The sequence below is a fragment of the Parafrankia sp. Ea1.12 genome, from assembly GCF_900465275.1.
GTDB classification, from domain to species: Bacteria; Actinomycetota; Actinomycetes; order Frankiales; family Frankiaceae; genus Parafrankia; species Parafrankia soli.
Window position 1 is genome coordinate 19,130 of the sequence record NZ_UBIZ01000193.1, and the last position, 16,283, is coordinate 35,412.

13 protein-coding genes and 1 tRNA gene are annotated in these 16,283 nt (G+C 71.7%); 9 read left to right on the plus strand and 5 right to left on the minus strand.

All coding sequences use genetic code 11. From position 1 onward, the window contains the following. Genes FMEAI12_RS06430 through FMEAI12_RS06440 form a run of 3 tightly spaced genes read left to right on the plus strand, consistent with a single transcriptional unit; the run spans position 1 to position 4,158 of the window. On the plus strand, positions 1-1,560 hold the full coding sequence (locus tag FMEAI12_RS06430; RefSeq protein ID WP_071066451.1) for an NADH-quinone oxidoreductase subunit M: 1,560 nt from the start codon (positions 1-3) through the stop codon (positions 1,558-1,560). Then, a complete protein-coding gene (gene nuoN, locus FMEAI12_RS06435; RefSeq protein WP_112105329.1) occupies positions 1,557-3,134 on the plus strand; it encodes an NADH-quinone oxidoreductase subunit NuoN in 1,578 nt (525 codons plus the stop codon). The genes FMEAI12_RS06430 and nuoN overlap by 4 nt, the downstream gene beginning before the upstream one ends. A 7-nt stretch (positions 3,135-3,141) precedes the next feature. Further along, on the plus strand, positions 3,142-4,158 hold the full coding sequence (locus tag FMEAI12_RS06440) for a polyprenyl synthetase family protein (protein ID WP_071066449.1): 1,017 nt from the start codon (positions 3,142-3,144) through the stop codon (positions 4,156-4,158). A gap of 104 nt (positions 4,159-4,262) precedes the next feature. On the opposite strand, the gene FMEAI12_RS06445 is transcribed toward FMEAI12_RS06440, so the two are convergent. The 3 genes from FMEAI12_RS06445 to FMEAI12_RS06455 form a co-directional block, all read right to left on the minus strand. Continuing rightward, positions 4,263-5,795, minus strand: coding sequence for a hypothetical protein (locus FMEAI12_RS06445; protein WP_235013760.1), 1,533 nt, complete (start codon positions 5,793-5,795; stop codon positions 4,263-4,265). Positions 5,796-6,134: 339 nt separating this feature from the next. Then, on the minus strand, positions 6,135-7,196 hold the full coding sequence (locus FMEAI12_RS06450) for a 2-oxoacid:ferredoxin oxidoreductase subunit beta (protein ID WP_071066165.1): 1,062 nt from the start codon (positions 7,194-7,196) through the stop codon (positions 6,135-6,137). Beyond that, positions 7,193-9,079 carry a 2-oxoacid:acceptor oxidoreductase subunit alpha gene (locus FMEAI12_RS06455; RefSeq protein ID WP_112105331.1) on the minus strand — a complete coding sequence of 629 codons (1,887 nt, stop codon included), beginning with the start codon at positions 9,077-9,079 and terminating at the stop codon, positions 7,193-7,195. Before FMEAI12_RS06455 ends, FMEAI12_RS06450 begins: the two co-directional genes overlap by 4 nt. Before the next feature lie 1,105 nt (positions 9,080-10,184). On the opposite strand from FMEAI12_RS06455, the gene FMEAI12_RS06460 reads away from it, so the two are divergent. After that, the gene (locus FMEAI12_RS06460; RefSeq protein ID WP_235013761.1) at positions 10,185-11,150 is read left to right on the plus strand and encodes a Rossmann-like and DUF2520 domain-containing protein; all 966 of its coding nucleotides are present in this window, start codon (positions 10,185-10,187) and stop codon (positions 11,148-11,150) included. 78 nt (positions 11,151-11,228) lie between these two features. After that, positions 11,229-12,101 (plus strand): zinc metalloprotease HtpX, encoded by an 873-nt coding sequence (gene htpX / locus FMEAI12_RS06465; RefSeq protein WP_071066162.1) that lies wholly within the window; start codon positions 11,229-11,231, stop codon positions 12,099-12,101. 603 nt (positions 12,102-12,704) lie between these two features. On the opposite strand, the gene FMEAI12_RS06470 is transcribed toward htpX, so the two are convergent. Further along, positions 12,705-13,193 carry a YajQ family cyclic di-GMP-binding protein gene (locus FMEAI12_RS06470; protein WP_020463499.1) on the minus strand — a complete coding sequence of 163 codons (489 nt, stop codon included), beginning with the start codon at positions 13,191-13,193 and terminating at the stop codon, positions 12,705-12,707. Between the two features lie 131 nt (positions 13,194-13,324). On the opposite strand from FMEAI12_RS06470, the gene FMEAI12_RS06475 reads away from it, so the two are divergent. Next, positions 13,325-13,409: transfer RNA gene (locus FMEAI12_RS06475), tRNA-Tyr, on the plus strand. A 321-nt stretch (positions 13,410-13,730) separates the two neighbouring features. Here FMEAI12_RS06475 and FMEAI12_RS06480 read toward each other — a convergent pair. Beyond that, positions 13,731-14,594 (minus strand): helix-turn-helix domain-containing protein, encoded by an 864-nt coding sequence (locus FMEAI12_RS06480; protein WP_112105339.1) that lies wholly within the window; start codon positions 14,592-14,594, stop codon positions 13,731-13,733. Positions 14,595-14,771: 177 nt separating this feature from the next. On the opposite strand from FMEAI12_RS06480, the gene FMEAI12_RS06485 reads away from it, so the two are divergent. The 3 genes from FMEAI12_RS06485 (at position 14,772) to FMEAI12_RS06495 (ending at position 16,233) form a co-directional block, all read left to right on the plus strand. Continuing rightward, positions 14,772-15,140, plus strand: a complete 369-nt coding sequence (locus FMEAI12_RS06485; protein ID WP_071066161.1) for a nuclear transport factor 2 family protein — start codon at positions 14,772-14,774, stop codon at positions 15,138-15,140. Positions 15,141-15,233: 93 nt separating this feature from the next. Continuing rightward, positions 15,234-15,761 carry an orotate phosphoribosyltransferase gene (gene pyrE / locus FMEAI12_RS06490; protein ID WP_071066160.1) on the plus strand — a complete coding sequence of 176 codons (528 nt, stop codon included), beginning with the start codon at positions 15,234-15,236 and terminating at the stop codon, positions 15,759-15,761. A gap of 37 nt (positions 15,762-15,798) precedes the next feature. Continuing rightward, positions 15,799-16,233, plus strand: a complete 435-nt coding sequence (locus tag FMEAI12_RS06495) for a gamma-glutamylcyclotransferase family protein (RefSeq protein ID WP_112105333.1) — start codon at positions 15,799-15,801, stop codon at positions 16,231-16,233. Positions 16,234-16,283: the final 50 nt, after the last annotated feature.

The window sequence follows — 16,283 nt, forward strand, 5'->3', positions numbered from 1 at the left end:
GTGAGCACAGCCCCCTGGCTGACGATCATGCTGATCGTCCCCGCGGTCGGTTCGCTGGTCGTCGCGTCGCTGCCGCGCCGGCACGGCACGCTCGCCAAGCAACTCGCGCTCGTGGTCTCGCTGGCAGTCCTGGTGCTCGCGGTGCTGGCCACCGCCGCCTACGATCCGGACAAGGCCGGCTTCCAGTTCGGCCAGTCCTATGACTGGATCAAGGAGTTCGGCGTCTCCTACTCGGTGGGCGCCGACGGCATCTCGCTGGTGCTGATGCTGCTCGCCGCGCTGCTCGTCCCGGTGGTCGTGCTGTCCTCCTGGGACGAGGCGGAAGAGGGGCGGCGTTCCGTCCCCGCGTTCTTCGCGCTGCTGCTGGCGCTGGAGACGGGCATGGTCGGGGTGTTCGCCGCCACCGACGTGTTCCTCTTCTATGTCTTCTTCGAGGCCATGCTCATTCCGATGTACTTCCTCATCGGGAGCTACGGGCCGGTCGAGGAGAAGGCACAGCGCTCCTACGCGGCAGTGAAGTTCCTGCTCTACAGCCTGTTCGGCGGGCTGCTGATGCTCGCCGCGGTGATCGGCCTGTACGTGGTCTCCGCCGACCAGCTCGGCACGGGCACGTTCGACTTCGCCACCCTGCGCCAGCTGGAGATCACCCCGGGCGTGCAGAAGCTGCTCTTCCTCGGCTTCTTCATCGCCTTCGCCATCAAGGCGCCGCTGTTTCCCTTCCACACCTGGCTGCCCGACGCCGGCGCGCAGTCGCCGACCGGCGGCGCCGTCCTGCTCGTCGGGGTGCTGGACAAGGTCGGCACCTTCGGCCTGATCCGGTACTGCATCCCGCTGTTCCCGGACGCCGCCGAGTACTTCGCGCCGATGGTGCTGGCCCTGGCGGTGATCGGCATCTTCTACGGCGCCCTGCTGGCCATCGGCCAGCGGGACATGAAACGGCTGGTCGCCTACACCTCGCTGGCCCACTTCGGGTTCATAGCGCTGGGGACCTTCGCCTTCACCTCGCAGGCCGGCACGGGCGCCGTGCTCTACATGGTCAACCACGGCCTGTCGACGGGGCTGCTGTTCGTGGTGGTCGGCTTCCTGGTGGCCCGCCGGGGCAGCCGGGACGTCAGCGCCTACGGCGGCATGGCCCAGGTGACGCCGATCCTCGCCGGGGTCTTCCTGATCGCCGGACTGTCCTCGCTGGCCCTGCCGGGTACGAACAGCTTCGTCAGCGAGTTCCTGGTGCTGGTCGGAGTGTTCACCGAGTACCGAGCACTGGCGATCGTGGCGACCTGCGGGATCGTGCTCGCCGCGATCTACATCCTGTACCTGTACCAGCGCACGATGACCGGTCCGGTCAAGGACGAGAAGATGCGTCTCGTCAAGGACCTCAGCGTGCGGGAGCGGGTGGTGGTCGCGCCGATGGTCGCGCTGATCATCGGGCTCGGGGTGTACCCCAAGCCGCTGCTCGACATCATCACGCCCACGGTGACCGCCACGTTCGCGGACATCGGGAAGTCTGACCCGGCGCCGACGGCCCCGGTGGCCGCGCCGGAATCCGGAGGCCGTTCGTGAGCGCCGCAACGACTGTGCTGGCGCAGGGCGCCGCGCAGAAGATCACACCGCCGTCGATCGAGTACTCGTCCCTCAGCCCGATGCTCATCCTGTTCGGCGTCGCGCTGGCCGGGGTCCTCGTCGACGCCTTCGCACCGCCGAAGGCCCGGCGGGTGCTCCAGCCGCTGCTGGCCGGGGCGGGGTTCATCGGCGCGTTCGTCGCGGTGGTGCTTCTGCACGCCCACCGCCAGGTGCTCGCCGCCGGCGCGGTGGCCATCGACGGGCCGACGCTGTTCCTGCAGGGCACCATCCTGGTGTTCGCGCTGCTGGCGGTGCTGCTGGTCGCCGAGCGCCGGCTGGACTCCTCCGGCGGCGCGCTCGTCGCCTCCGCCGCGATCGTCCCCGGCTCGCGCGGCTCCACCGCGCAGCGCACCTCGCCGGACGTGCAGACCGAGGCGTATCCGCTGATGGTCTTCTCGGTCAGCGGCATGCTGCTCTTCGTCGCCTCGAACAACCTGCTGGTCATGTTCGTGGCGCTGGAGATCCTCTCGCTGCCGCTGTACCTGCTGTGCGGGCTGGCGCGGCGCCGGCGGCTGCTGTCGCAGGAAGCCGCGATGAAGTACTTCCTGCTCGGGGCGTTCTCGTCGGCCTTCTTCCTTTATGGGGTCGCATTCGCCTACGGCTACGCCGGCAGCGTCGAGCTCGGCCGGATCGCCGACGCGGTGGGCACGGTCGGCCAGAACGACACGTACCTCTACCTGTCGCTCGCGCTGCTCGGCGTCGGCCTGTTCTTCAAGATCGGTGCCGCCCCGTTCCACTCCTGGACGCCGGACGTCTACCAGGGCGCCCCGACACCGATCACCGCCTTCATGGCGGCGGGGACGAAGGTCGCCGCCTTCGGGGCGCTGCTGCGGGTCTTCTACGTGGCCTTCGGCGGCATGCGGTGGGACTGGCGGCCGGTGATCTGGGCTGTGGCCATTCTCACCATGGTCGTCGGCGCGGTGCTCGCGCTCACGCAGCGTGACATCAAGCGGATGCTCGCCTACTCTGCGGTCGCGCACGCCGGCTTCCTGCTCGTCGGGATGGCCGGCTCGAACGTCGACGGCCTGCGCGGCGCCATGTTCTACCTGGTGACCTACGGCTTCACCACGATCGCGGCGTTCGCGGTGGTCTCCCTGGTCCGCACCGGCGACGGCGAGGCCAGCGACCTCTCCCAGTGGCAGGGCCTGGGCCGGACGTCGCCGCTGCTGGCAGGCACGTTCGCCTTCCTACTGCTCGCGCTCGCCGGCATCCCGCTGACCAGCGGGTTCACCGGGAAGTTCGCGGTCTTCCAGGCGGCGATCGCCGGTGACGCGACCCCGCTGGTGGTCGTGGCCCTGGTGTGCAGCGCGATCGCGGCGTTCTTCTACGTCCGGGTCATCGTGCTGATGTTCTTCTCCGAGCCGCTCGCCGACGGGCCGGTCGTCGTCACCCGGCCGACTCTTACCTTCGCTACGGTGGGTATAGGTGCACTCATGACCCTGCTGTTGGGCGTGGCGCCGCAGCCGCTTCTCGACCTGGCGACCACCGCGGCGACCTCCGGCTTCGTACGCTGATGGCGGTATGAGCGCTATCGGGCTGGAAGTGATGGGGATCAGGGCCGACCCTGATCTCGAGAAGTCGATGCGGGTCGGGCTCGCCGCGGTCGAGGAGATGCTGCGCGGATCCGTCCGCAGCGAGTTCTCCTTCGTGACCGAGGCGTCCCGGCACCTCGTCGACGCGGGCGGCAAGCGGTTCCGACCCATGGTCGTACTGCTTGCCGCCCAGTTCGCCGATCCGGACGCGGTCGGTGTCGTGCCGGCGGCCGTGGCGATCGAGCTGACCCATCTGTCGACGCTTTACCACGACGACGTGATGGACGAGGCCCCGCTGCGCCGCGGTGCCGCGTCCGCGAACGCCCGGTGGACGAACACGGTCGCGATCCTCACCGGCGACTTCCTGTTCGCACGCGCGTCCGAGATCACGGCCGACCTGGGGCCGGAGGCGACCCGCATCCTGGCGCGCACGATCGCGACCCTCTGTGAGGGCCAGATCCGCGAGACCGTCGGGGTCGGGCCGGGGCAGGACCCGATCGAGCACTACCTGCGGGTCATCACGGAGAAGACGGCTTCGCTGATCGCCACGTCCGCCCGCCTGGGCGCCATGCTCGCCGGCGCCGACCCGGTCACGACCGACGTCCTGGCCGCGTTCGGGGAGCGCTTCGGGGTGGCCTTCCAGCTCTCCGACGACCTCATCGACGTGGCGTCGCCGAGCGAGGACTCCGGCAAGACACCCGGGACGGACCTGCGCGAGGGCATCCCGACGCTGCCGGTGCTCTACGCCCTGCAGGGCGAGGACGCGGCGGCCCGCCGGCTGCGCGACCTGCTCGGGGTGAACCCGCGCACGGAGGCCGGGGTCACCGAGTCCGGGGTCGTCGAGGCGTTGGAGCTGCTGCGCGAGCATCCCGCGATGGACCGGGCCCGCGCCGAGCTCATCCGCTGGTCGAGCGAGGCCCGCGAGTGCCTGGCGCCGCTGCCCGACGGCTCGGCCAAGACCGCGCTGGAGTCGCTGGCCGACTTCGTCATCGACCGCACGAGCTAGGACCGGGCTCGGCCCCGTGCCGGCCACCGCGCTGTGCGGGGTGGCCGGCACGGGGTCCCCGCAGCCGGGAGGGGTCTGCCCGTGCCCTCCCGGCGGGAGCCCGACTAGGAGCCGGCGCCGGTACTCGAGGACGCCGTCGGCGCGGGCGTCGCAGAGGAGCCCGCCGGGGCGCTGGACGACGTCGACGTGCTCTGGCTCTGGGCGGGGAAGAGCAGATCCCAGATCGGGGTGACCTCGACCGGCGTCGGGTTGAACGGGAGCGAGCCCTCGCGCGACGGCGCGGGCGCCGGAGTGCTCGAGCTCGACGTGGTCGGCCGGGTCGTTGTCGGAGCCGACGACGGCGAGGTGCCGTGCGTGGGCGAGGTCGTCGCTCCCGGCTGGGTGGGTGTCGTGGTGCCGGGGGCGGTGCTCCCGGGAGTGGTGGTGCCTGGCGTGGTGGCCCCCGGCGTCGTCGTGCCCGGGTTTGTCGTGCCCGGCGTGGTGCTGCCCGGCGTGGTCGTGCCGCCGGCGGCCGGGGACGGCGTCGCCGTGGACCGCGGGGTCAGCGGGACGAACGGGATCTCGTAGCCGGACAGGCCCTGCTGCTGCGTGCCGGACCCGCTGTACGCCGGTGCGGACGGGCCGCTCGGTGAGCTCCGGTACCCGCTGTCGCTCTGGTCGGTCGTGCCGGAGCCGCCCGTCGTGGCCGGCGCCGCCGTCGGGTAGGTGGGCAGCGGGGCGCGCCCGTCGCGGGAGGCCTGGGTGTCGTCCGAGCCGAACGCGGCCGGCCGGGCGCCGGCGACCTGCACGAGCGGGGTGGCGCCCGTGGTGGGCCCGGCCGCGGTGACCGGCTGGTCGCCGCTGAGCGCGACACCGGTCACGATCGCGGAGAGGCCGGCGAGGGACGCGGTACCGGCGACCACCATGCGCGTCCGGCTCGGCCCGCGACGCGGCGCGGGTGCGCGGTGCGCGCCGCGGCCGGTGGTCGAACCGGTGGGCCGCGCCGCCGCGCGCGAAGCCGTTGTTGAGCGGGTGCCGTCGGCGCGGGTGCCCTCGGCGCGGGCGCCGGAGCGGGGAGCCGTGTCGAGCCGCAGGGATCCGGCCGGGCGGGCCGGTTCGAACAGCGAGAACCGGGATGCGCCGGGCCCGCCCGCGGCCCCCGCCTCGTCGCCGACCCGCTGCGGGTCGAGCTCCCCGGGCTGGCGGACGCCGAGGTCGGCGGTGTCGTCGAGGCGGTCACCGGGCCGCCCACGGCCCGCGGACCGCGCTGCCCGCCGCGCGGAGCGGCCGTAGGCGTCGGCCTGGCCGGGCTGCGGGTCGTCGCCGAACAGCTCGCGGCGCTGGGAGGTGCTCATCGAGATCGGGCCGGTGACGGTATCCAGCTCGCCGGGGGGCCGTGTCGCGGGGCGGGGCGGCAGCGAGGCCGTGGCCGCGGACGGGTTGCTGCTCCACTCGCTGGTGACCCAGCCGGATCGCGGCGGGCCGCCCGGCGGGTAGGGAGTCCGCGCGCGGGAGGTGAGCGCCTGGGCGGGCCGGGGGGTCTGGTCGTCGATCGGCTGGCCCTGGCCGGAGGCCGGGCCGGGGACCGGGGTGCGGTTCCGGCGATCGGTCGCGGTGGAGCCCGCGCGGGAGTGCCGGCCGGCCGAGTGGCTACCCACGGTGGCCGCCAACGCCCTGCGGAACCTGGTGCCGGGCGCGGCCCGACCCCGACGGCGAGCCCCGGTGACGGACTCGGTGACCTCGCGCTGCGTTACCCCGCACTGCGCCTCCGCCTGCTTCGGTGTTGTGAGCCCCCCCGGGCCACACGGCACCCCCACCGGCGCACACGATACCGCATGCTGATCAGAAAGCGGCAAGTGCTGCGTTAGCGTCTGTAACAGGGCAATAGGTGCAGATAGCACGATGGTGGTGGGCCCTGCGGTCGCGGTCCGAAACGGCGAGGGGCCGGGGTGGCAGTCGTGCCCACCCCGGCCCCTCGCACTGAGGTCAGCCCGCCGTCAGTCGATCGTCCAGGTCTCGCCGCCGGAGATGAGGGCCATCAGGTCCCCCGTCCCCTGCCGCTCCCGGGTCTGCTCGACCTGCGCGTTGAGCGCCTCGTCGTAGGTCGGGATGTCGACGTTGCGGAACACGCCGATCGGGGTGACGCCGTGGTCATCCCCGGTCAGCCGGGACAGCGCGAACGCCTGGCTCGGGTCCGTGTTCGCCGCGTCGTGCACGAGGACGCCCTCGTCGGTCGCCGCGCAGACCTCGAGGCCGCCGGACGCCGCGCGCCGGATGCCCTTGTCCCGCTCGGCGCCGAAGACCAGCGGCTCACCGTCGATCAGCTTCAGCGTGGCGTCGTCCCGGGTGCCACGGTCCTTCAGCGCCTCGAACGCGCCGTCGTTGAAGATGTTGCAGTTCTGGAAGATCTCCACGAACGCGGTGCCCGGGTGCTCCGCCGCCGCGCGCAGCACCGACGTCAGGTGGGCTCGGTCCGAGTCGATCGACCGGGCGACGAACGTCGCCTCCGCGCCCAGCGCCAGCGACGCCGGGTTGTACGGGCGGTCGAGCGAGCCGAACGGCGTCGACTTGGTGATCTTGCCGACCTCGGACGTCGGGGAGTACTGGCCCTTGGTCAGCCCGTAGATCCGGTTGTTGAACATCAGGATCTTGATGTTCACGTTGCGGCGCATCGCGTGCAGCAGGTGGTTCCCGCCGATCGAGAGCGCGTCGCCGTCACCGGTGACCACCCAGACCGACAGGTCCGGGCGGGACGTCGCCAGGCCCGTCGCGATCGCCGGCGCCCGCCCGTGGATGGAGTGCATCCCGTAGGTCTGCAGGTAGTACGGGAAGCGTGAGGAGCACCCGATGCCCGAGATGAAGGCGATGTTCTCCCGGGCGATCCCCAGCTCGGGCAGGAAGCCCTGGACGGTGGCCAGGATGGCGTAGTCGCCGCATCCCGGGCACCACCGGACCTCCTGGTCGGAGGTGAAGTCCTTACGGGTCAGCTGGCTCGGCGTGGCGGGTACCAGGTCCAGGAGCCGGTTGGTAATCCCGCTGCCGTTCGTTGTGACGGTCACTGGTTGATCACGTCCTCCAAGACGCCCGCGAGCTCCGCGGCCTTGAACGGCAGTCCACGGACCTGGTTGTAGCCGATCGCGTCCACCAGGAACTGCGACCTGATCAGCGTGCGGAGCTGGCCGAGGTTCATCTCGGGGATCAGCACCTTGTCGTAGGAGCGCAGCACCTCGGCGGTGTTCGCCGGGAACGGGTTGAGGTGGCGCAGGTGCGCCTGGGCCACGTGCAGCCCCTTGGCCCGGACCCGCCGGCAGCCGGCGGCGATGGGGCCGAAGGTCGAACCCCAGCCGAGGACCAGCACGCTCGCCATGCCGGACGGGTCGTCGACCTCGAGCGGGGCGATGTCCCGGGCGATGCCGTCGATCTTGGCCTGGCGCAGGCGGACCATGCGGTCGTGGTTCGCCGGGTCGTAGGAGATGTTGCCCGAGCCGTCGGCCTTCTCCAGACCGCCGATGCGGTGCTCCAGACCCGGGGTGCCGGGGACCGCCCACGGGCGGGCCAGCGTCTCGGGGTCGCGCTGGTAGGGCCAGAACTCCGGACCCTTGGGCCCGTCGTGGTTCGGCTCGGTCGTGAAGGTCACCGTGAGGTCGGGCAGCTCCTCGCGGGTCGGCAGCAGCCACGGCTCGGAGCCGTTGGCCAGGTAGCCGTCCGAGAGCAGGAAGACCGGCGTCCGGTACTTCGTCGCGATCCGGGCGGCCTCGACGGCGGCGTCGAAGCAGTCGCCGGGCGAGCGCGGCGCCACGATCGGCACGGGGGCCTCACCGTTGCGGCCGAACATCGCCTGCAGCAGGTCGGCCTGCTCGGTCTTGGTCGGCAGGCCGGTGGACGGGCCGCCGCGCTGGATGTCCACGATCAGCAGCGGCAGCTCGAGGCTGACCGCCAGGCCGATCGTCTCGCTCTTGAGCGCGACACCCGGGCCCGACGTGGTCGTCACGCCCAGCGAGCCGCCGAACGAGGCGCCGAGGGCGGCACCGACACCGGCGATCTCGTCCTCGGCCTGGAACGTCCGGATGCCGAACTGCTTGTGCTTGCTCAGCTCGTGCAGGATGTCCGAGGCCGGGGTGATCGGGTAGGTGCCGAGGAACAGCGGCAGCTTCGTCAGCTCGCCGGCCGCGATCAGCCCGTAGGACAGCGCGATGTTCCCGGTGATCCGCCGGTAGGTGCCCTGCCGCATGCGCGCCGGGGCGACCTCGTAGGTGACCGAGAACGACTCGGTGGTCTCGCCGTAGTTGAAGCCGGCCCGGAACGCGGCGATGTTGGCCGCCGCGATCTCCGGCCGCTTGGCGAACTTCTTCTTGAGGAAGCCCTCGGTGCCGCCGGTCGGCCGGTGGTACAGCCAGCTCATCAGGCCGAGCGCGAACATGTTCTTCGCCCGCTCGGCTTCCTTCTTGTTCACCGTCCCCGCGACGCCCTCGGCGGCGTTGACCGCGTTGATCGTCATGGACGTCAGCGGGACGCGGTGGACGGTGTAGTTGTCCAGAGTCCCGTCGGCCAGCGGGTCGGTCGCGTAGCCGGCCTTCTTCAGGTTGCCGCCGGTGAACGCGTCGGTGTTGACGATCAGGTCGGCGCCGGGCGGCAGATCCTTCAGGTTCGCCTTCAGCGCGGCCGGGTTCATCGCCACCAGGACGTCCGGGGCGTCGCCCGGGGTGAGAATATCGTGATCGGAGAAATGTAGCTGGAAGCCAGAAACTCCGGCCGGGGTGCCGGCTGGCGCCCGGATTTCCGCGGGAAAGTCCGGAAGCGTGGACAGATCGTTGCCGAATGCCGCTGTCTCGCTTGTGAACTGTTCTCCGGTGAGCTGCATACCGTCGCCTGAGTCGCCCGCGAAGCGCACGACGACCCGGTCGAGCCGGCGGGTCTCCCTCTCCCTGACCTGCTCAGACACCTTCAGTAACCTCCTCAGGTACCACCCCAGCGTACCGGGCGGCTCAATGCACCACGGGGATCGTGACGCCTGACCGACTCCGGGAAGGCCGGTGGGACGCCGTTCGGGACCGGATTATCCCCGTCACCCACCCTGCCTGGTGGTGTGCGGCTGGTTGCGGTATGCGTTTTCTGCTAACGGACGTGAGTGCGGCTCGGCGGGCGGGACCGTCCCCGCCGTGGGGCCCTCCGAGGCCGTCCCCACCGGGGCGAACCGTCGGCTCCGGCGGGTGGGAGGAGACGGCCGGACACCGGCGGGCGGGCCGCGCGGAGAAGGCCGCCGGTTCCCCCTTCGGGCCGCGGACGTGCTGTGTCACCTGCTCGCGGGAGCCCCGACGGGTGTCCGTAGGCGGACACCCCGGCCGGTGCCGCGACCCGCGCCCGAATCCCCCAGCCGGTGGGGCGCCCCCCGGGGCGCGACTGTGCGCGGCGGTCACCCGTGCCGCGCGCGGGCGACGTCCATACCGTTCGGGGCGCCTATGTACAGCGCGGGCCGTATTCAGGTGACCTCCGCCCAGAGATCGGCATGCCGGTGTTGTCGTGGAAACGAGTACACCGGCATCGTGGTGGTATCGCGGCGATCACCCCCGCCGTGCGGCCGACGTCCACACATGAGTGTGTTCCCGGCCCCGGTCGGATGAGGATGGCGCCCCGATGTGAACACTATCGATTAGGTGGACCAGCGGTGCGCGGGGCGTCCCGCGATTTCGTATGGCGCGATAGGCGCCGCGCCTGGACGACCTCCCGATGACACCGACCGGGCACGGATCGACGCGGACGTCTCTCAGCATCACCGATCGGTCACCGGGAGATGAACGGTGTGTTCCGGCGGAGTTCCGGATGTGTGGCCGTGGCCGTTCATTGCGCGGCCGGGTGGTCCGGTCGTGAGCTCCGGCGGAGTCGATGGCCCCCGGTGAACCCGGCCATGGCCGGGTATCCGTCGCCTGTGCGCACCTCGGACGATTGGATCGGTGCATGAGGTCACTCCGGCGGGGCACGAGTGGCGGAGACGGGGGAGCCGACCGCGGCGGGCCGCTCCGGGAGCGCAAGCGCGGGAGGACGGCCATGTGGCGGGAATAACGGCGGGCATGGCTGCGGGCCCGGGCCTCACCGTGGCCGTCATCGGCGTCGGCCGCGCCGGCTCGGCGCTCGGCGCCGCGCTCGCCGCCGCCGGCCACGAGGTTCGCGCCTACTACGTGCGCTCGCCCGCCGGCCGGGAACGGGCCGCCGCGCGCTTCCCGGCGGCCACGGCGTGCGCCACGCCCGAGCAGGCCGCGGCCGCCGCAGAGGTGATCCTGCTCGGCGTGCCCGACGACCTGATCGAGACCGTCGCCGCACAGGCCGCCCCCGGCCTGGCCCGCACCGGTCCGGCGCGGTCCGGCCCGGCCGGCACCGACGCGGCCCGCTCGCCGTCCCCGCTCGTCGCGCACCTGAGCGGACGGCACGGGATCGCCCCGCTCGCGCCGGCCCGCGCCGCCGGGGCGCACCCGGCCGCCATCCACCCGATCATGACGCTCACCGGGACGCCGGCCGACGTCGACCGCCTCGCCGGTGCCACCTTCGGCGTGACGACGGCCCCCGGGGACGAGCCGGCGGCCGCGCTCGTGCGCCGCCTGGTCGCCGACGTGGGCGGGCGCGTGGCGGTCGTCGCCGAGGAGCAGCGGGCGCTCTACCACGCCTCCCTGGTCCTGGGCGGCAACTTCCTGGCGACCCTCGTGACGGCCGCCGGACGGCTGATCGCCGAGGCGGGCGTCCCCGACCCGGCCGGCGCGCTCGGCCCGCTGCTGCGCGTGTCGCTGGAGAACGCGCTGGACGCCGGCGAGGCCGCGATGACCGGCCCGGTCCGGCGCGGGGACGTCGGCACCGTCACAGCGCAGTTGGACAGGCTGGAACGGCGCGACCGCCACCTCGCCGACGCCTACGCCGCGCTCGCCGTCCTCACCGCGGACCGGCTCGAGCAGGCCGGCCTGCTCGAGCCGGCCGCCGCCGCCGCCGTGCGCGCCGGTGCGACGGACGGCCGCGGGTGGGCGTGACCGCTGCCGGGAACAGGGAGCGTCGGCTCCTTCGTTGAAGCGAGTGCGACAGGTCGACAGGACGGATACGCGACAGCCATGCTTCATCGCAGTCTCAACGGGCTGAAGACGGCGCTTCTCCTCGGCGTTCTCTCGGCCGCGATCGTGTGGATCGGGTCGCTCTTCGGCACGAGCGGCCTCGTCATCGCCGTCGTTCTCGCGCTCGCGATGAACGGATTCTCCTACTTCTACTCGGATCGGATCGCCCTGCGAGCGATGCGGGCGTATCCGGTGAGCCAGGTTCAGCAGCCCCGGCTCTACGCGATCGTCCAGGAGCTCGCCACCCGGGCGCGCATGCCGATGCCCAAGCTGTACCTGAGCCCCACATCGTCACCGAACGCCTTCGCGACCGGGCGAAACCCCCGTAACGCGGCCGTGTGCTGCACCGAGGGAATCATGGAGATCATGGATGACCGTGAGCTCCGTGGTGTCCTCGGGCATGAGCTGAGCCATGTCTACAACCGCGACATCCTCATCGCCTCGGTTGCGGGCGCGCTCGCGGGCATCATCGTTTATCTGGCAAACATGCTGCAGTGGTTTGCCATTTTCGGCGGCGGTCGCGACGAGGACGGCCCCGGGGTACTGGAGATGCTGGCCCTCATCGTCGTCGGCCCGATCGCCGCCACGATCATCCAGCTGGCGATCAGCCGGGCCCGCGAGTACCAGGCGGACGAATCCGGGTCGACCCTCACCGGCGACCCGCTCGGCCTGGCCAGCGCCCTGCGCAAGTTGGAGGCCGGCACGGCCGCCAGGCCGCTGCCAGCCAACTCGCGGCTGGGCCCGGCCGCCGCGCTGATGATCGCGAACCCGTTCCGTGGCGGCGGCATCGGCCGGTTCTTCTCGACCCACCCGCCGATCGCCGAGCGGATCGCCCGGTTGGAGCAGCGCGCCAGGATGAACCCGTATCGGTAACCCCACCCAATCCGCCTACTCCGTCCACCCTCAACCCCACCGCCACGGTTCCGCCGGAGGAATCGGCTCCCGGTCGCTTTGCCGGCCGGGAGCGGCGCGCCGGATCGCCTGATTCAGGCCGTGACGTCGGCATTCCCTTCATGGCACCGACCGGATGGGCGCGGCTCCTCGGTGGCGGCCGATGTGGCTTGGCATGGAAGGAACATGCCGGGAACGCGGAGTTCACCACCGCGTCACGACGAGACCCGGGGAAGGCACGCTGAAGCGCTGGATAGCGAGTAGTCTCAAAGCTTCCAGACAGCGGCGGAGCGTACCCCCCAGGTTCCGCCGCACGCACCCCGCCCGAAACCCCCCATCGGGCGGGGTGCACCTATTTCGGACATCTACCGCCGGATGTTCCTAACGCTTTCTGCCGTGCGGCGGCGATCGTGCTTCTTCCCGTGCATACGCCCCGTGAATTGCGGTCCGTCCCGCGGCCCTGCCCGCACCGCCACGGCGCTGGGGGCTGCGGGGCACGCGCTGCGGGGCCGCGGCGCGCTGTGTCCGGGCGGCGTCAGTCCGGGCTGGTCGCCGTCGCCCGCCGGTGTCGGCGGGCGAGGGCGATCACCGGTAGTTGACGAACTGCAGCGGTACGTCGAAGTCCTCGGCCTTGAGAAGCTGGATGACCCGCTGCAGGTCGTCCCGCTTCTTGCCGGTGACCCGGAGCTGGTCGCCCTGGATCTGCGCCTGCACGCCCTTCGGGCCGTCCGCGCGGATCTTCTTGGCGATGGCCTTGGCCTTCTCGTCCGCGATGCCCTGCTGGACGGTCACCGTCAGCTTGTACTCCTTGCCCGACTGCCGCGGCTCGCCGTGCTCGAGCGACTTCAGCGAGATGCCGCGCTTCACGAACTTCTCCTGCAGAACGTCCAGGACGGCCTTCACCCGATCCTCGCTGTTGGCCTGCAGGAGGATCGACTCGCCGGACAGCGCCGCGGAGGCCCCGGTGTCCCGGAAGTCGAAGCGGGTCTTGATCTCTTTCGCCGTCTGGTTGACCGCGTTGTCGATCTCCTGGGTGTCGACCTTGCTGACGATGTCGAAGGACGGATCTGCCACGGGCACGGACCTCCTGGTCAAGTCGTACGGGGCGAGCGCCGGCCCCGTGACGCGGGCCGGGCGCGGGCCGGAGTGTTGGGGGGACCCTCCCCGTCAGTCCACTCGGTGCGACCGGTATGCTTGTTGAACACGGCAGGTTGCCCGAGCGGCCAAAGGGAGCGGTCTGTAAAACCGTCGGCTCAGCCTACGATGGTTCGAATCCATCACCTGCCACCACCCCGGGTTACCCGGGGAACATGCTGCGACACAGGCCCTGGAGAAGAATCCGGGGCCTGTTCCATGTCCCCGACCGGTCCCACCGAGCATGGCTACTGTCGGGGTCCGAGCTCAGGGCACGCCGACACGCCCTACGACGGTCGAGCGGCGTGCGTAAGGCGGCGTGCAGCCCGACCTGGGCCACGGCTGCCTGGCTCGGGACTCCGTGGGTCTGTGCGGTCAGGGCCGACCGGCCGGTCTGGGCTGGGAGACATGCACCAAACGGACGTCACCAGTGCTCACGGCGGACCGCCCGGGGCTGCCCCGGCCTGCAGGGACCGATCAGGTGCGTGCGGATCTGTAGAGAAGAGCGGATCCGTAGAGAAGACTGGCGGTGGGGGCGTCCGCTGGGAAGAAGGTCTCGACCGCGAGCTCCGAGACGGTCACGTCGGTGGGCGTGCCGAAAACGGTGGTGGTGGTGAAGAGCGAGAGCTCGCCCCGGGGTGACCGGTAGCGCACCGGGGTGACTATGCCGTTCGCCGTCCAGGGTTCGGCCGGGCGTCCCGCACGGCCACGCTCGCCGCCGTCGGCAGCCCCATCTGCGACGCGGTCGGGCACGGGGTACGCGCTGAGCTCGGTGTGGAGGTCCCGGAGGACCTGGTCACCGGTCGCGTCGGCCTGCCGGGCCAGCCGGTCGAGCAGGTGTGCCCTCCACTCCGGAAGGTTCAGGATGCGCGGGGCCATGCCTTCGGGGTGCAGGCTGAGCCGGAGCACGTTGACGGGGGGCTCCAGCAGCCGTGCGGCCGCGCCCGCGGTGAACAGGTCGATCGCGTCGTTCGCGGCGACGAGCTCCCAGTGCCGGTCGATGACCGCCGCGGGCAGCGGCCCGAGGCCGGTGAGCACCCGGTCGATCGCCGCGCTCACCGCGGACATCGGCGGCGAGGCGAGATCGCTCTCGGAGTAGGCCGGTGCGTAGCCTCCGGCCAGCAGCAGCTGGTTGCGTTCCCGGAGCGGGACGTCGAGATGCCCGGACAGCGAGATGATCATCTCGCTTGTCGGTCGGGACCGCCCGTTCTCCACGAAACTGATGTGGCGCGTCGAGACGTTCGCGCGTTCAGCGAGGTCCAGCTGGGTGAGCCTGCGCCGCTCCCGCCAGCCGCGCAGCAACGCTCCCACCGGCCGACCGGGCTCGCGGGCGAGGCTCATGGCACGACCGTAGGCGCCGCCGCCGTCGTCGGGCCATGACTTCACAGGTAATCGACGGGCCGCACCTCGGGCCGGCAGCATCGGTCCCACCGCCGAAGCGGCCGGGCAGGTCCGCCGCCCGGCAGCCAGATCCGCCGGTGAATCCGACAATGATGAATCCGAGAGTGAGGACACACCGTGGACGACCTCGCGACCCTGGCCCTGAACTACATCGCCGCGTGGAACGAGACCGACCCCGCTCTACGGAGGGCTGCCGTGGCGAAGGCCCTGGCCCCCGGGGCCCGCTATGTCGACCCGATCGCCACGGCCGAGGGCCACGACGCCATCGACACGATGATCGGAGCGGTGCAGGGACAGTTCCCCGGCCTGACGATGACCATGCTGGGGCAGGTCGACGCCCACCACGCCCAGGCCCGCTTCACCTGGGGCCTTGGCCAGCCCGGTGCCGAACCCCTCGTCGTCGGGTTCGACGTGATCGAACGCGGCGCCGACGGCCGCATCACCCAGGTGCTCGGCTTCCTCGACAAGGTGCCCGCGGGGGCCTGATCCGTTACCGCCGGCCCCGACCCGGCCGCACCGCCTCCGCCGTCCGGCCGAAGCCTGCTGGCGGCGCGGTGGCGGGCCGTAGAGTCGGCAGACGTGGCCGACATCGAAGCGCTGGCCGCCCGGGTGCGGGCGGCGTCCCACCTGACCGGGACCTTCCTCCTCCGGTCGGGCCGTACGAGCACCGAGTACTTCGACAAGTATCTGTTCGAGGCCGAGCCGGCGCTGCTCGCCGACATCGTCGAGGCGATGGCGGTGCATCTCCCGCCGAACACAGATCTCCTCGCCGGCCTGGAGCTGGGCGGCGTTCCGCTGGCCACGCTGCTGTCGGCCCGTACCGGCCTGCCGGCCCGGTTCGTCCGCAAGAAGGCGAAGGAGTACGGAACCCGGCGCATCGCCGAGGGCGGCGAGGTCGAGGGTCGGCGGATCGTCCTGGTCGAGGACGTGGTGACCAGTGGCGGGGCCGTGCTCGACGCCACCCGGGTGCTGCGCGAGCAGGGCGCGGTCGTCGAGGACGTCCTGTGCGTCATCGATCGCCAGGAGGGTGGCCGGGAGCGGCTCGCGGAGATCGGCCTGACGCTGCTCCCCACCCTCACCCGCGCCGACCTCGACGCGGCTCGCTAGCACCCGGACAGCCTGACGTCGGACACGCGGGACCGGGATGACTTCGGACGTGGCCGGAGCGTTGTTCGTCTACGGGACGCTGCGCTTCGACGTGGTCGTCGATGCGCTGCTCGGCCGGGTGCCGACCATCACTCCGGCGGCCGTCGGCGGCTGGCGGGCGGCGGCGCTGCCGGGGCGGAGCTACCCGGGCCTGGTCCCCGCACGTCCCGGCGACGTGTGCTCGGGCAGGTGCCTGAGCGGTCTGACCAGGATCGAACGCGAGCTGCTCGACCTCTTCGAGGGCGATCCGTACGAGGCGCGCGAGCTCACCCTGGTCGGCGGTGGTTCGGCGGTCGCCTATCTCTGGCGTGACGTGACCGACGTGCGGACGTCCGACTGGGACCCGGACCGCTTCGCGGCCGAGCACCTGGCCGGATTCGTCCGCCGCTGCCGGCTGTGGCGTGATCAGGTCGTGCCGGGAACGCCGCGGTGACAGATGCGTGGTCAGGTCGTGCCGAGGCCGCCGCGGTGACAGGTCCGCGG

Excerpts from the sequence above, each read along its gene's own strand:
- FMEAI12_RS06440 (WP_071066449.1), top strand. The coding sequence starts at position 3,142 with ATGAGCGCTATCGGGCTGGAAGTGATGGGGATCAGGGCCGACCCTGAT.
- htpX (WP_071066162.1), top strand. The coding sequence starts at position 11,229 with ATGCTTCATCGCAGTCTCAACGGGCTGAAGACGGCGCTTCTCCTCGGC.
- FMEAI12_RS06480 (WP_112105339.1), bottom strand. The coding sequence starts at position 14,594 with ATGAGCCTCGCCCGCGAGCCCGGTCGGCCGGTGGGAGCGTTGCTGCGC.
- FMEAI12_RS06495 (WP_112105333.1), top strand. The coding sequence starts at position 15,799 with ATGACTTCGGACGTGGCCGGAGCGTTGTTCGTCTACGGGACGCTGCGC.